Raw genomic sequence first — 14,506 nt, forward strand, 5'->3', positions numbered from 1 at the left:
CCGCACGAAGCGGCGGCCATCGCTCAGACCGGCGCTTCCTCAAGGGGCGAGTCTTCAGGCGGCTCCTTGCCGAGGAATACCATCCGCAACGCAGGCACGATCACCAGCAGCATCAACGGGCCCACCAACATGCCGCCCACAACCACGGTGGCTAGGGGCCGCTGCACCTGGCTGCCGATGCCCGTGGAAATCGCCGCCGGGAACAGGCCGATACACGCCGACAGGGCCGTCATCAGCATTGGCCGCATGCGCTGTTGCGCCGCATGGAACATCGCTTCAGTTGGCTGGAGGCCGCGCTCCCGGCGCAAGTCGTTGTAGTAGGTGATCATCAGGATGCCGTCCATGACCGATACACCAAACAACGAGACGAACCCAATGGCCGCCGAGACGCTGAAGTCCAGCCCCGTCAGGAACAGTGCCGCTACCCCACCGGTGATCGCAAACGGAATACCGGCCAGCGCCATCAGGCTATCGCGCAGCGAATTGAACAGTCCATAGAGCAGGACCAGAATCAACAGAATGCTGATCGGCACCATGACCGCGAGCCGCTGCTTGGCCTGTTCGAGTTCTTCAAACTCACCCGCCCACTCGATGCGGTAGCCTTGCGGCAACTTGACGTGCTGGGCGATGCGCTGCTGCGCTTCTTCCACCGTGCCGCCCAGGTCGCGCCCGCGTACACTGAACTTGACCGGAATATAGCGGGCGTTCTTCTCGTGATAGATGTACGACGCCCCCGTATCCAGCGTGATGTCAGCCAGCGCCGAGAGCGGAATGTAGGCGTTGCCGCCATTCGCGTTCGAGTAGGCGACGCGGATGTTGCGCACCGCATCGATTGTGGCACGGTACTCCGGGGCCAGCCGCACCGTCAGTGCAAACTGCCGATCGCCTTCCAGGATGGTGGTCGCCTGAGAGCCCGACAGGGCCGCTTGCACCACGGTGTTCACATCCCCAGTGTTGAGCCCATAGCGCGCGGCCGCCTCACGGTTGATGCGCACGTTCAGGTTCGGTTGACCGAGCACGCGGAAGATGCCCAGGTCTGTGATGCCTTTGACCTCGCTCATCTCGCCCTGTACCTGATCGGCAAGCCGCTCCAGCACCTGCAGGTCCGGGCCGATGATCTTGACCGAGTTGGCCCCCTTCACGCCCGACAACCCTTCTTCCACGTTGTCCTGGATGTACTGCGAGAAGTTCAGGCCGACCCCGGTGAACTCACTGGTGAATTCTTTCTGGATCTGCGCGATCAGCTTCTCCTTGGTCATCCCCGCCGACCATTGGTCGAACGGCTTGAGGGGCACGAAGAATTCAGCGTTGTAGAAGCCCGCGGCATCACTGCCGTCGTCGGGGCGACCGTGGGCCGACACCACCGTGCGCACCTCGGGGTGCTTGAGCAAAATCTGGCGCATGCGCGCGACCGGTACCACGCCCGATTCCAGCGACGCCGTTTGCGGCATCGTCAGCCGAATCCACAGGTTGCCTTCTTCAAGCGCCGGCAGGAACTCCGTACCCAGCAGCGGCATGAGCGCCGCCGTTACCGCCAGCACGACCGCGCCGATCGTCACGGCAATGCGCCGGTTGGACAAGGACCACGTCAGCGCAGGCTGGTAGACCTTGTGCAACGCGCGAACGAGCCAGGTTTCCTTCTCTTCGATCTTCTTGGGCAGCAGGTACGAGCACAGCGCCGGCGTGACCGTGAAGGTGGCGATAAGCGCGCCCGCCAACGCGTAGCCATAGGTACGCGCCATCGGGCCGAAGATCTGGCCTTCCACCCCCTGCATGGTGAACAGTGGAACAAATGCGGCCACAGTGATCAGTGCGGAGAAGAACACCGCGCGATCGACCTGCAGCGCACTGACGAAAATCATGCGCAAGCGCTCCGGCACGCGGAAGCCCAGCATCTTCGCGTCACGGCTCATCAGCAGGCGCGTCTGCTCCGCCGCCGGCATCTGGAAGTTGCGGAAGATGTTTTCGACCAGGATGACCGACGAATCCACGATGATCCCGAAGTCCACCGCGCCCACCGATAGCAGGTTGGCGGATTCGCCGGTCAGCAAGAGGATCAGGATGCTGAAGAACAGCGCAAACGGAATGTTGGCGCTAACGATGATGGCGCTGCGCAAATCGCCCAGGAAGATCCATTGGATGAAGAACACCAGCAGGCAGCCAAACAGCAGCGCATGCATGACCGTGTGCGTGGTGACCGAGACGAGCTCCGAGCGGTCGTAGTAACGCTCGACCTTCACGCCTGCCGGCAGCGTGCCATCGGTGTTGATCTTGTCCAGCTCGGCCTTGACGCGCGCCACCACGTCGTTGGTCTGCATGGTGCGGTTCATCACCACGATGGCGGTGACGACGTCGCTTTCGTTGTCACGGCCGGCAATGCCCAGACGGGGCGCGAAACCAATCTTCGTCTTCGCGACATCCTTGACCTGCACGGGCACGCCATTGGTCTGCGTAAGGACGATCTTGTCGATGTCCTTCACGTCTTGGATCAGACCCACGCCGCGGATGTTGACTGACTGCTGGCCAAAGTTGATCGTGCGCCCGCCGACGTTGATATTGGCGTTACCGAGCGCCGTCATCATCTGCGGCAGGGTGACGCCATAGGCTTCCAGCTTCTTCGGGTCGACCTCGACGTCGTACTCCTTGGTCGTGCCTCCCCAACTGACGACCTGCGCCACGCCCGGTACGGTCTTCAGGCGGCGCTGCAACACCCAATCCTGCAAGGTGCGCAGGTTGGTCAGGCCAAAGTGGGGCGGGCCCTTCAACTGATAGCGCACCACTTCCCCGACCAGGCTGGACGCCTGAATTTGCGGCTGCACATTGTTGGGCAGGCTGACGTTCTGCTGGAGGGCAAGTGCCGCCTGCGTGTAAGCAAAGTAGTAGTCGATCCCGTACTTAAAGGTCACGCGCACGAACGACAACCCATAGAACGACGTGGAGCGGATGTTCTCCACACCGGGCGTCGCCGCGAGGCCGATCTCCATCGGCACGGTGTAGTACCGCTCCATTTCTTCGGCCGACAGACCGGGCGTTTGCGCCGTGATTTCGAGAATGACGGGAGCGGGGTTGGGGTACGCCTCGATGTTGAGCTTGGAATACGCGAACAGCCCTGCCGTCACGAACGCCAGCAGGAACAACAGGATCAGCGGCCGTCGCAGCAGCGACAGCTTCAGAATCGCTTTGAGCACGGTGAACTCCCCTCAATTAGCGCTATTGACGCTGCCGGAGGCAGCCGTGCTCAGATACAGTGCCCCTTCGTTGGCGGCCAGCTCGCCTGCGTTCAGGCCTTCGAGCACCTGCACAAAGCCATCCTGCTCCAGGCCAAGCTTGATCACGCGCCGCGCAAAGCGCTTGCGGTCGGTCGTAACCCACGCGGTCATGGTGCCGTCGCCTTCGCGGACCACGCCGTCCATCGCCAACGCTGGGGATTGGATGGGCGCGCCGGTGGTGATGTCGAATGAAGTGAACATGCCGGGGCGCAGTTCGTGCTTCGGGTCGTCGATTTCCGAACGCACCAGGATGCGGTGCGTGTTGGCGTCGACCGATGCACCCACGGTGGTGATCTTGCCGTTGAAGACCCGGCTTGGGAACGCCATGACGTGAATCTTGACCGGCTGGCCGACGTGCAGCAGCGGTGCATCGGCTTCCGGCACGAACGCCTGCATCCACATGGTGGACACATCAGCCACCGTGAATGGCGCCGTACCGTTGCCGGGCTGCAAGAGCAAGCCTGGCTGCGCGCTGCGCGCGGTCACCTGGCCCGAGATCGGGCTCACCACCGTCAGCAGCGAATCAGTCTTGCGCGTCTGCACGATCTGGTCCATCTGTGCGGGCGTCTTGCCGAACACAGCCAGGGCTTCACGCGCGGCCTTGTAGGCCGCCTCGGCGGCTTGCTGGTCGGAGATAGCCTGGTCCAGATCCTTCTGTGCCAGGCCCTGGATCTCATACAACTGGCGCGCACGAGCGAGCGCATCAGTCGTCAACTTGCGCGTACCAGCAGTGGAAATCAGCGTGGATTCCGCTTGCACCAGATCAGGGCTGTCGATATCGAACAGCGGCTTGCCCTTGGCAACGATGTCGCCCACCTTGGCGTAGGTGTTGCGGATCTTGCCTTGGTACGACGTGAAGACCTGCACAGCGCGGTCCTCGTTGAAGTCGATATTGCCCACCGCCTCGCGCCGGTTGGCGAATTCGCGCAACTCTACGGGCGCAACCTTGATGTACTGCAATTGGCCCTGGCTCAAGGTCACGGCCTGCCCATCGCGTGAGGGTGGCGCTGGCACGGTGACCGGCGCGGCTGCATACGATGGTGTGGGCGCAGCTTCCGAGCGCTTTTGCCCCCAGATTCCCCACATCAGGCCGCCAACGACCAACCCGGCGACAACGCCCCCAATGGCTGCGGACTTGTAATCAACCTGCACAGCAGTACCCCAGTTGATAGAAATTTTGCCCGCATGATGCTGCCCGCACGTGGAGCGGTCTACTGTGATGAATCACAGTTCGCAACGATTCGACGCCCCCATAGAATCGGCGCCATTCGACCAAACTGGGTGCTTCCATGCCCGCCAACACTGCCCACGGCATGCCATCGTCCGCCACTGTTCTTCTGCGCCTGACCATCGTGGCGGCGGCATGCCTGTTGACCGCCGCCTGCGCGGTCGGACCGGATTTCAAGACTCCGGATGCTCCGAAAGTGACTGGCTATACGCCCAAGCCGCTGCCGCAGCAGACATCGGCTGCAGCCACGCAGGGCGGCGAAGCACAGCGCTTTGTCTCGGGGATGCCAGTTTCCGATCAATGGTGGAAGGCGTTCCAGTCAGAAAAGCTGAACAAGACGATTGCCGATGCGATTTCCGCCAGCCCCACGCTGGCCGCCGCCCAGGCTGCACTGCGCGTGGCGCAGCAGCAAACGCGCGCGCAACAAGGAGCGTTCTTCCCAATGCTGCAAGGCTCGTATCAACCGAGCCGACAGCAAAACGCCGTCGGCACGATTTCGCCCACGCTCACCTCTGGCGCACCGATCTACACCCTGCACACCGCGCAGCTCACGGTGAGCTATGCCCCAGACGTCTTCGGCCTGAACCGCCGGCAGGTGGAATCACTGAAGGCCACCGAAGAGGCACAGTACTTCCAGATGGAGGCGGCTCACCTCACCCTTGCGTCCAACATCGTGGTGGCGGCAGTGCAGGAAGCCTCGCTGCGCGCGCAGATTGAAGCGCAACAACGCATTGTCGGCATCAATACGCAGTTGCTCGACAACCTGCACAAGCAGTTCGCGCTGGGCGCGGTAACGGGGCTGGATATTGCAGCTGCCGAAACGGCGCTTGCGCAGGCCGAGCAGGCGCTACCCAACCTGCAAAAGCAACTGGCGGTTCAGCGCGATCTGTTGGCTGCACTGGCCGGCAAGCTGCCTAGCGAAGGCATCGCCGAGACGTTCACCTTTGCAGACTTCACGCTGCCGCAGGACTTGCCCGTGTCGCTGCCATCGGATCTCGTCCGGCAGCGCCCTGACGTGCGCGCAGCCGAAGAACAGCTGCACGCCGCAACAGCGCAGGTGGGCGTGGCGATCGCCAATATGCTGCCCCAACTGACGATCACCGGCACCAAGGGCGGCACCGCAGAAATCTTCAGCCAGATGTTCCGGGACGGCAACGTCTTCTGGAGCCTGGTCGGCAATGTGGCGCAGACCTTCTTCGATGGTGGTGCGATGCTGGCGAAAAAACGGGCAGCCGATGCGGGGGTCGATCAAGCGGAGGCGCAGTACCGTGGCACCGTCATCACTGCATTCCAGAACGTCGCCGATACCCTGCACGCGCTAGATGCCGATGCCGACGTGCTGAAAGCCGCGCTCAGATCCGAACAGGCAGCACACCGAACTCTAAACATCACGGATAGGCAGCGCGCGATCGGCCAGGTCAACATCCTCGCTGTGCTGAATGCAGAACAGGCCTACCAGACTGCTGTGCAAGCCACGATTGGGGCGCGTGCAAACCGATTCGCCGATACGGCAGCGCTGTTTCAAGCCCTAGGTGGCGGGTGGTGGAACCGGCCCAACGCTGACGTCGCACGGCGCTAAAACCGATGAGGCGCCAGCCTTCTCGCTGAGGGCTGACGGTTAACTCAATGGGACTTCAAAGATCCATTTGAACGTCCACCGGTCGGTGGCGCGCGTTAAGCCTCTGCCCACGCCAAAGTTGAAAACGAACGGCTTGCGATCCACGTCAAACGCGAGAAAGGCCGTGTGCTGCTGTTCGTATAATGGCAAGACATGGTCGACGCGACCCAGACCGGCGTAGTACTCCAATCCGGCACGAATGCCTGTGGACACCGTACGGGCGATCTTGAGGGCCGGGGCGAATTCAGGCACGCCACTGCGATCCTGGCCGGAGAGATTCCAGTCGAGCACCGGGTTGAGCGCCCATAGCCATTGCTCATTCTGATAGCCATAAATCGGCCGGAGCTCTACCGCTTGTTGTGATTGCTCAAAGCGACTTGCAACATGAGCAAGCTCGACGTTGAGACCAGCGAAGTAACCGACACCGTCTTCGGGTCGGACGGGCATCCATTTGACGCGCACCTTTGGCCCGGTGACGTAGTAGGTATTTTCGCGCGTGAGCGCGGTTGGGACGTACACACCGAGTTCCACCGAAGGCGTCAAGCCGTAAGAGAATTCAGCAGTGCCCCGCCAGCCATGCGGTGTCGTGACCTCGCGCGGATAAGACGGTTCTCCAATGCCGCTTGGCGTCGTGTTCAGATGCAACTCCAGTCCAAACTCGCCGGGCGCGTTGATGTCACCGGTGTAGACCTGAATCTCATCAGGAAGGACGGCATACGCCGGAAGCGCAGTTAGACCCAGTACCGTTGCGATGACTCCAACAAGGCTGGATAAGCGAGTGTGTTGCATGGGGGGCTCCAATTTCTGGCAGCCGAAGCATAGACGTCGTGCATGCGTTTTTCCGAATAACCCGGTGACGCAAACGAAAACCTGCATGAGATGCGTTTTCGTTTTCACTCTGTCGGTCTTCCTCTTTTACCGCGTTCGACAAATAGCGCACTGTGATTTGTACGGTATCACTGTGTGGGAGACGTGACCTACACTGAATGGAGGGCAGGACTTTTCAAGTATGCGCTATGCCTATCGAACAGGTTCGTGGCCATAGGTCCAAATGGAGTATCAAGAGGCAGATGATGGTAGGAGTTCTCAGAATGCGCTCTCTTCCTTCCGCACTGCAGATGCGCACCATGAGCACAATGCTGGTCATGTCCCTCGCCGGTTGCTCGACTATCTATGAAGGCAAATATGCCTACGACGAGGGATGGAGACTCGGAGAAATCGAAAAGATTGGTGCACCAGCGGATCTGGGGCGGTTCGGAGCGCTGTGCCGCCAAAGGCGAGACCTGTCTGCAGCGTATCCTCCGGTTGCTGTCGTAAGGTTCGACTTCGGAACCACGGCCGGCAGATATATGCATAGCAGCCATAAACTGCAACACGTGGTGGTGCAACTGCCTCTCGACAGCCCGTTGAAAAAGGACGCGCACGTATACGTGAACATCCGGGATTGCGAGCAACCCCTTGTCCCCGTTGGCAAACTGGACTCAAAACCGCTTCAGCTACCCGGCGCGTGAGGCAAGATGTATGTAGGCTGTTGGCCTAGCCTCATCCCGTCACCAGCCCAGCGATCCGCACCAGCACCAGTCCAGCGGCCACCACGAGATAAGCCCGCAGCACAAACATCCACGTGCGCTTGAGCGGTGTCCAACGTGCTGGCGTGAGCTGCTCCAGCGGCGGCATGGTCCAGTGGTCGCGATCGAGCACGCTCACGCGCAGTGGATGCTGGGGTCGATGACTGCGCCGCTCGATGTGCCACAACACCAGCGACATGACAATGGCGATGAGCGAACCGCCGATCAGGATCGCGCCGATCTCGAATTCGCCGATGCCGGGAAACAGCACCGCCGCCGTCAGGATGACGGAGAGCATCACCAGCACCGCCACCACACCGCCGGTGAAGATGTTCATCGCGCGGCCGTTCGTCCAGGGGCCCAGCACAGCCTTGTCATTGCACAACAGCAGCAGGAACACCGTCGCGCTCGGCAGCAGCACGCCGGCCAGTGATTGCACCGCGTTGGTCAACAGCCCGAGCGGCACACCCGGCGTCAGCACCAACCCTGCGGCCAGCAGCGTCAGCCCGAAGTAAATCGCATAGAAACCCTTGGCCTCCGTCGGCTTGCGATGCAGCGAATGCCGTACAGCGAACACATCGCCGATAGCATAGGCCGTGGACAGCGACACCGCGCATGCGCCGATGATGCTGGCGTCCAACAGCGCGATCGCAAACAGCACACCGGCCCAGCGGCCCGAGTGCGCTTCCAACCCTTTCGCCGTGCCCAGTGCATCGGTGTAGTTGCCAAACTCTGGCGTACCGTGGAAGGCCTGCGCGCTGAAGGCGATCATCGCCACGGCACCGGCAATCACGAGCACGATGCCCAGCCACAGGTCCGCTCGCTCATAGCGGATGAAGCGCGCGGTGATCCGCTTGTCGATCACGTAGCTCTGCTGGAAGAACAACTGCCACGGCGCCACCGTCGTCCCCACGATGGCGATGATCAGCAGCATTACCTCCGCCAGCGGTGCACCGGCCGGTAGAGCAGGCACGAAGAAGTCGCGCGCCACCTGCCCCATCGGCGGGTGCACCATCACAAAGATGGGAATAAGCGTGAGGCTGCCCGCCACCAGCAGCAGCGCAAAGCGCTCGAAGCGGCGGAAGTCGCCCGTGGAGGCGGCCAGCATCACCAGCGCGGCCGCTGCACACACGCCCCAATGACGCGGGATGCCGAGATACTCCAGCGCCAGGCTGATGCCGATGAATTCCGTCACCAAGGTCAGCGCGTTCACCAGAAACAGGTCGATGACGGAGAAGCTGCCCCAGAACTTGCCGAAGCGCGCAAAGATCAGCCGCGCATGGCCGACGCGCGTGACGGCGCCCAGGCGCAGCACCATCTCCTGGTTCACGTACAGCACAGGGATCAGCAGCAGCAACGTCCAGAGCAGCGTGGTGCCGTAGTTCTGCCCGGCCTGCGTGTAGGTGCCGAAGGCGCCGGCATCGTTGTCGCCGACCATCACGATCAGGCCGGGCCCGAGGATGGCGAGCAATGTACGCAAGCGCGCACGCCAGCTATCACGCGCGCCGGTGTCATGGTGGGCGATGGTGCCGAGCGCCCCACGGATGTCGCCCACATGGGCGTCGTCGAGAGCGGCATGACGTGGTGGTGTGTCGATGCCCGAAGTCAGTTGGGTCATAGCGACCTCCGATTTGTTATTGGGTGATTGGATGACCCACCGGTTACCAATAGGTGCGCGACAGCCGGACGGCAGCGGCAGCGTAGCCGTGGTTGGAGAGCGGCTGCCCACCGTCGTCAGCACGCCGGTTGGAGGTGGCGGGCACGGCGTTGGCACGCTCGGGCGCACCGGCCCGGGCCTGCACGAACGGCGAGCTGAACGGCAGCGCGATTGCCGAGAAACGACGGGCGGGGATGTTGAATTTGCGCATAGGTACTCCTCGCCACATGCGCACGACGGGTGCATGGCATGCGGCAATCGCCGCACAGGGGTCGTCTTACCCTGGCGGCAGATTCAAACAATCAAGGAGCGATGCAGACACCGCTGCCTTGCCTGGGCGGCAAGTCAGCAGCAGGGAAAACCGTGCGGCGGACTGGCCTAGTGGGAAACTGATGTGGTTGTCGGATAAGGTCGACTCGGACTGTCCATATGGGTCCTCCGTAGGCGTTAGAACTCCGCGTGGGCACGAATGCCAAAGAACTTGGCAGGCCCGCGGTCCCGGTTGTAACCGGGGTTCTGGATCAACTGAAAATCGGGGCTGAGCGTGATGCCCTTGACCGGTTGAAAGCTGTAGAACACTTCGAGTATGCGCTCGTGGCCATAGTTCAGTGCGCCGTCACCCAGGAAGGCGCCGCTGCCGCCCGCCGCCAGATAGGCACGATGATCCGGGCCCAGCATGTTGAGCGAAAAGGCCGCCCCCAACACATCATTCGGCCGCCCCCAGGACGTGCCCTTGAGCAGACCGCCGAACGACACGTTGCGGCCCACCTCGGTAAAAGCATAGGTCTCGGTCTTGTCATCCGACCAGTTCAGGCGGGTGAACAGGCCCAGGTTTTCGCCCACTTTCTGCTCGAACGACAGGCCGACGCCCACCTTGGCGTGCTCGCGCCGCACCTGGCTCAGGTCTGGCGCGGCACCGGTGGCCTGCCCGAGCGCAATCGCATCATCAAAGCGGCCCATGCGCGCGAAGTTGCGCCAGCCCAGCAAGCGCACCTTGCCCTCCTGGCCGAACAGCGTGTAGCGCTTTTCAAGCTCCAGCATGTCGCCGTAGTGCTTCAGAAAACGCGTGTCGAGCGGCAAGCCGTTGGACTCAAGCGGTTGCAGGAATCGGCCCGCGCGGACGGCCCAGCCCAGCTCGCTGTCGATGTACTCCAGCGCAACGCCCCAGCTGTAGCCGCGCGCATCGGCCGCATAGTCGAACGACGGGTGCGTCATGAACGACCAGTTCAGGAACTGCGTGCGCGGGTCGTGCGCGTACTCCACGGCATCAAAGACATCGAGCACCGGCAGATTGCCCGCGGTCAGCACCACGCGACGCTTGTCGACCACGTCAGCGAACTGGTTGAAGTCGGCGTCGACCTTTTCTGTGTCACCGCCCAGGCCCCAGGTCTGACGCATGAAAACGCGGGCGCGGTACAGCGTCGGGTCAGTGCCCGTGACCTTGGCCAACTCGCCGTTGGTGGGGCCACCCAGGCCATGCAGATCGGAGAACGCCTTGCCCATCACCACTTCCGGGTTGAAGTGGAATTCCGCGCCCTTCCACAGCCGCATGCCCAGGTCCAGCGTCGTGCTGAAGGAATAACTCGTGGCGCGGCCCGCCGTCAGGCTGTTGTCGCCGCTGTACGGCGACTTGAAGGCGGGCTTGGCTTGCCAGACCCACGTCGATTGGCCATGGAAGCCGAAGCGGTCGCCCAACTCACCACCGGCAGGCAGCGCATCTGCAGCCGGAGCAGAAGCCGGAGCTTCTTGCGCTTGGGCAGCATGCGTGAAAGCAGAGAACAAAGCCATCGCAGCCAGCAAGGCCGGACGACGGAGGGGACGCAGAGCAGCAGCGCGCACCAGAACGAGCGGACGCACTGCAACCCAAGCGTACTGCAGCATCGAGAAAAACAGCATGAGACCTCCCTCGTCTGCTTCTATGACAGACGTAGGCATGGGCCGACCACGAGCCTCCCAGGAACCACGCACGCAAACGCGTACGCGGCCACATGGCCGTGTCGATAAAACGATCGAATGATGGGAGAGGCTTGTGCGGAGAACCCGCTCAAGATCCACTACCCGCCGTGCAATGCGGCTAGGCAGTGGTGAAGCGCAGCGATGCGCCCAAACTGTCTAGCCGTTCAACGTGCGACCCAAGGTCGACTAGAACAACTGTCCATGGAGATCACTCCGAGTTCTGACGGGGCGAAGGGTAACAAAGTCATACGTAAGCCTGCAAGCAGTTTTTCCGTTGGCTTTGAGCAACGCGTCGCAGCCGTCAAACAACGTGGAATGCCGGCCATGGAACGGGAGAACGCTGAACGCCAAGAGGGAAGAGAATCAAGTGGCGAATAGGAGCGCCTACAAAAAAGGGAATGCGGCGGAATTGGGCAAGTGTCTGCGCACCTCAAATTTCGGCGGGCCCTCTGGACAGACTACATAGGTAGCTGAGCTAAGCCGGACCTGACGGATCGATTCAAGCCGACTATCTCGCACACGGGATCTATCGCAGCGAGTGAGCGACATTGAGGCGTCTTTGTACTTTTGCGTGCCAGGGGGGATGCTGATACACTCCGGCCCGTTGTCATTGGGGAGTAGCCATTCCGGGCGCAATGCTCGGAAGTCCACGTCAACAAACTTGAGACCTTGCCGTCTCATGGTGTGGACAGCCTCTGCTGCAAGCAGAGCCGCTAGGCGAGACCTTTGGCCGCGACGTGCACACCCAGGCCGGGCGACGCGCGTCGTTGCGCCATTGGTTTATCTCGTTCGCCTGGCTACCTCATTTCATGCTCCTCACAATCGGTCTTTTCCTGATATCGGCAGGCGCCATCTATTTGGCCTGCGAGTACTTCGTCAACGGCATTGAATGGTGCGGCAAGCGACTGAATCTCGGCGCCACAGCCGTCGGCTCGGTGTTGGCCGCCTTTGGCACAGCACTGCCTGAAAGTGCCGTCACGTTCGTTGCCGTGGTCTTCGGTTCGACGCCTGAGCAGAAAGATCTCGGCGTCGGTGCTGCGATGGGCGGCCCGCTTGTTCTGGCCACACTCGCATATGCGGTAGTTGGTTTGGCGTTGATGATGAATCGACGCGAGCTTGGCCGTCCCACCGCGGAAGTCAAAGTCGACCATGCACGCATGAGCCGGGACCAGGCCGCTTTCCTGGGCGCCTTTGTTGTCAAGGTTGCCCTGGGGCTTGTTGCCTTTGCATACAAGCCTTGGCTGGGCATTCTTTTCCTGGTCGCCTATGCGATCTATGTCTGGCGCGAGATCAAGGACAGTGACACGGCACCTGAAGAAGAGGAACTGGAGCCCCTCTCGATTCGCCCGAAGTTGGCGGAACCTCCACTGGGGTGGGCCGTGCTGCAAGTGCTGCTCGCGCTGGTCGTGATTGGCGGCGCTTCACACGTCTTTGTGGCACAGCTTGAAGCGATTGGCACAGCGCTGCACTGGCCAGCACACCTTGTCGCGCTATTGCTCAGCCCCGTTGCGACGGAGTTGCCCGAGACGATGAACGCTCTGATTTGGGTCCGCCGGGGCAAGGAACGCCTCGCCCTGGCAAACATCTCGGGGGCCATGATGATTCAGGCCACCATCCCGAGTGCACTGGGGATCTTCTACACTCCATGGCGATTTGACGGGCCGCTGCTTGCGTCCGGCATCATTACTGCGGTCGCCATCTTGTTCTTGTGGATGATGTTCCGGCGCGGAGTCGTGCATGGGCGAACCCTGGTAGCAGTCAGCTCTTTGTACGCGCTTTTTGCGTTTGTTCTCGCGATCGGGTTTCCAGTGACCCGCTAACAGGACGCCTTGCATGGGTTCATACTGCCGACACTCAGCCGGGCATCTGAGGCGGTCGGCGATGGACATCCGGTGGCAAGACGACAATGCTTGACTCTCGCACCGCACTGGTTGCATGGCTGGGCAGGCTGGCGCCCCGGGGACGGGACACTCGCGCGCGCCTCTTTCATGCTCCAGCCTACTTCGCTATTTTTTCTAACTTACTTCGCTATTCTCGCCAGTCAGGTCGGCGCTTTTTCTAATTTTCTTCGCTATGCCGACAACGGTCAACGCACCAATCAGGAGATCAGTGAACGAGCGGTGTGGGCGGCAACAGCTTGATGCCGGGCAGGTTGCATTGCGCGACCGCCATGGCCACCGCTTCGATCGCGGCGATGCGGGTGAAACTCTTGCGCCAGGCCAGCACAACGCGGCGGTCGGGCACCGGCTCCTGAAAGGGCACGTAGGTCAGCAGATCGGTGGCGGCAGGCTGCATGTTCGGCACCGAAGTACGCGGCAGGACGGTAATGCCCACGCCGCTGGCGACCATATGGCGAATCGTTTCCAGCGACGAACCCTCGAAGGTTTTCTGGATGCCGTCCGCATTCTGCGAGAAACGCGACAGCTCCGGGCACACGCCCAGCACGTGGTCGCGGAAGCAATGGCCGTTGCCGAGCAGCAGCATGGTTTGCTGCTTGAGCGCCGCTGGGTCCACCGACGACGCCTTCGCCAGTTCGTGGCCGCGCGGCACCGCCACGACAAAGGGCTCGTCGTACAGCGGCACCGTCATCAGGCCGGCTTCCGGAAACGGCTCGGCCATGATGGCGCAGTCGATCTCGCCCTGCTTGAGCAGCTCCACCAGCCGCACGGTGAAGTTCTCCTGCAGCATCAGCGGCATCTGCGGGACGGTGTCGATCATCTGCTTGACCAGCGCGGGCAGCAGATACGGGCCGATCGTATAAATCACCCCGAGCCGCAGCGGCCCGGCCAGGGGGTCCATCCCCTGCTTGGCGATCTCGCGGATCGCCATCGTCTGTTCAAGCACACGCTGCGCCTGCGTGACGATCTGCTCGCCGACAGGCGTGACGCTCACTTCCGACGCGCCGCGCTCGAAGATCTGCACGGCCAGCTCGTCTTCCAGCTTCTTGATGGCGACCGACAGCGTCGGCTGCGAGACGAAGCAGGCCTCGGCGGCACGCCCAAAGTGGCGTTCCCGCGCAACGGCGACGATGTATTTGAGTTCGGTGAGCGTCATGGCGATCAATCGGCTTGGAGATGTCGATAGATTTTACCAAGGGACGTGCGATGTTGCTTGGGGTTCGAATGGCGGTCCGGCATTGACAACGCTGCCATCCGCCCCATCTTCCGTGAATGCGTTTCACCGAAATACAAAACAGTAAGGAGCCGCCCC

10 protein-coding genes and 1 riboswitch are annotated in these 14,506 nt (G+C 61.8%); of the genes, 3 read left to right on the forward strand and 7 right to left on the reverse strand.

What is annotated here, in order from left to right; translation table 11 throughout:
- Positions 1-23: 23 nt before the first annotated feature.
- Both BEK68_RS11450 and BEK68_RS11455 read right to left on the reverse strand, forming a co-directional pair.
- Complete coding sequence (locus BEK68_RS11450; protein ID WP_012435733.1) at positions 24-3,188, reverse strand: efflux RND transporter permease subunit; 3,165 nt, start codon at positions 3,186-3,188, stop codon at positions 24-26.
- Positions 3,189-3,200: 12 nt separating this feature from the next.
- Positions 3,201-4,421, reverse strand: a complete 1,221-nt coding sequence (locus BEK68_RS11455; RefSeq protein ID WP_021197846.1) for an efflux RND transporter periplasmic adaptor subunit — start codon at positions 4,419-4,421, stop codon at positions 3,201-3,203.
- A 137-nt stretch (positions 4,422-4,558) separates the two neighbouring features.
- Between BEK68_RS11455 and BEK68_RS11460 the strand changes: the two genes are divergently transcribed.
- A complete protein-coding gene (locus tag BEK68_RS11460; RefSeq protein ID WP_012435731.1) occupies positions 4,559-6,076 on the forward strand; it encodes an efflux transporter outer membrane subunit in 1,518 nt (505 codons plus the stop codon).
- A gap of 39 nt (positions 6,077-6,115) precedes the next feature.
- Here the strand turns inward: BEK68_RS11460 and BEK68_RS11465 are convergent, their stop codons facing one another.
- Positions 6,116-6,904, reverse strand: a complete 789-nt coding sequence (locus BEK68_RS11465) for a hypothetical protein (protein ID WP_012435730.1) — start codon at positions 6,902-6,904, stop codon at positions 6,116-6,118.
- Positions 6,905-7,242: 338 nt separating this feature from the next.
- Between BEK68_RS11465 and BEK68_RS11470 the strand changes: the two genes are divergently transcribed.
- Entirely contained in the window at positions 7,243-7,626 is a 384-nt protein-coding gene (locus tag BEK68_RS11470; protein WP_233902599.1) for a hypothetical protein, read from the forward strand.
- Between the two features lie 31 nt (positions 7,627-7,657).
- Here BEK68_RS11470 and BEK68_RS11475 read toward each other — a convergent pair whose 3' ends face one another.
- The 3 genes from BEK68_RS11475 to BEK68_RS11485 all read right to left on the reverse strand — a co-directional run bounded on the left by BEK68_RS11475 (position 7,658) and on the right by BEK68_RS11485 (position 11,236).
- A complete protein-coding gene (locus tag BEK68_RS11475) occupies positions 7,658-9,301 on the reverse strand; it encodes an Nramp family divalent metal transporter (RefSeq protein ID WP_012435728.1) in 1,644 nt (547 codons plus the stop codon).
- A gap of 43 nt (positions 9,302-9,344) precedes the next feature.
- Positions 9,345-9,551, reverse strand: coding sequence for a hypothetical protein (locus tag BEK68_RS11480; protein ID WP_012435727.1), 207 nt, complete (start codon positions 9,549-9,551; stop codon positions 9,345-9,347).
- A gap of 236 nt (positions 9,552-9,787) precedes the next feature.
- Positions 9,788-11,236: a carbohydrate porin gene (locus BEK68_RS11485; RefSeq protein WP_012435726.1), complete on the reverse strand. Its 1,449-nt coding sequence runs from the start codon at positions 11,234-11,236 to the stop codon at positions 9,788-9,790.
- A gap of 660 nt (positions 11,237-11,896) precedes the next feature.
- A riboswitch (yybP-ykoY riboswitch) is annotated at positions 11,897-12,007 on the forward strand.
- 98 nt (positions 12,008-12,105) lie between these two features.
- Between BEK68_RS11485 and BEK68_RS11490 the strand changes: the two genes are divergently transcribed.
- Positions 12,106-13,116, forward strand: a complete 1,011-nt coding sequence (locus BEK68_RS11490) for a sodium:calcium antiporter (protein ID WP_012435725.1) — start codon at positions 12,106-12,108, stop codon at positions 13,114-13,116.
- Between the two features lie 286 nt (positions 13,117-13,402).
- On the opposite strand, the gene BEK68_RS11495 is transcribed toward BEK68_RS11490, so the two are convergent.
- A complete protein-coding gene (locus tag BEK68_RS11495; protein ID WP_012436379.1) occupies positions 13,403-14,350 on the reverse strand; it encodes a LysR substrate-binding domain-containing protein in 948 nt (315 codons plus the stop codon).
- Positions 14,351-14,506: the final 156 nt, after the last annotated feature.

Source organism: Ralstonia pickettii (assembly GCF_001699815.1).
GTDB classification, from domain to species: domain Bacteria; phylum Pseudomonadota; class Gammaproteobacteria; order Burkholderiales; family Burkholderiaceae; genus Ralstonia; species Ralstonia thomasii.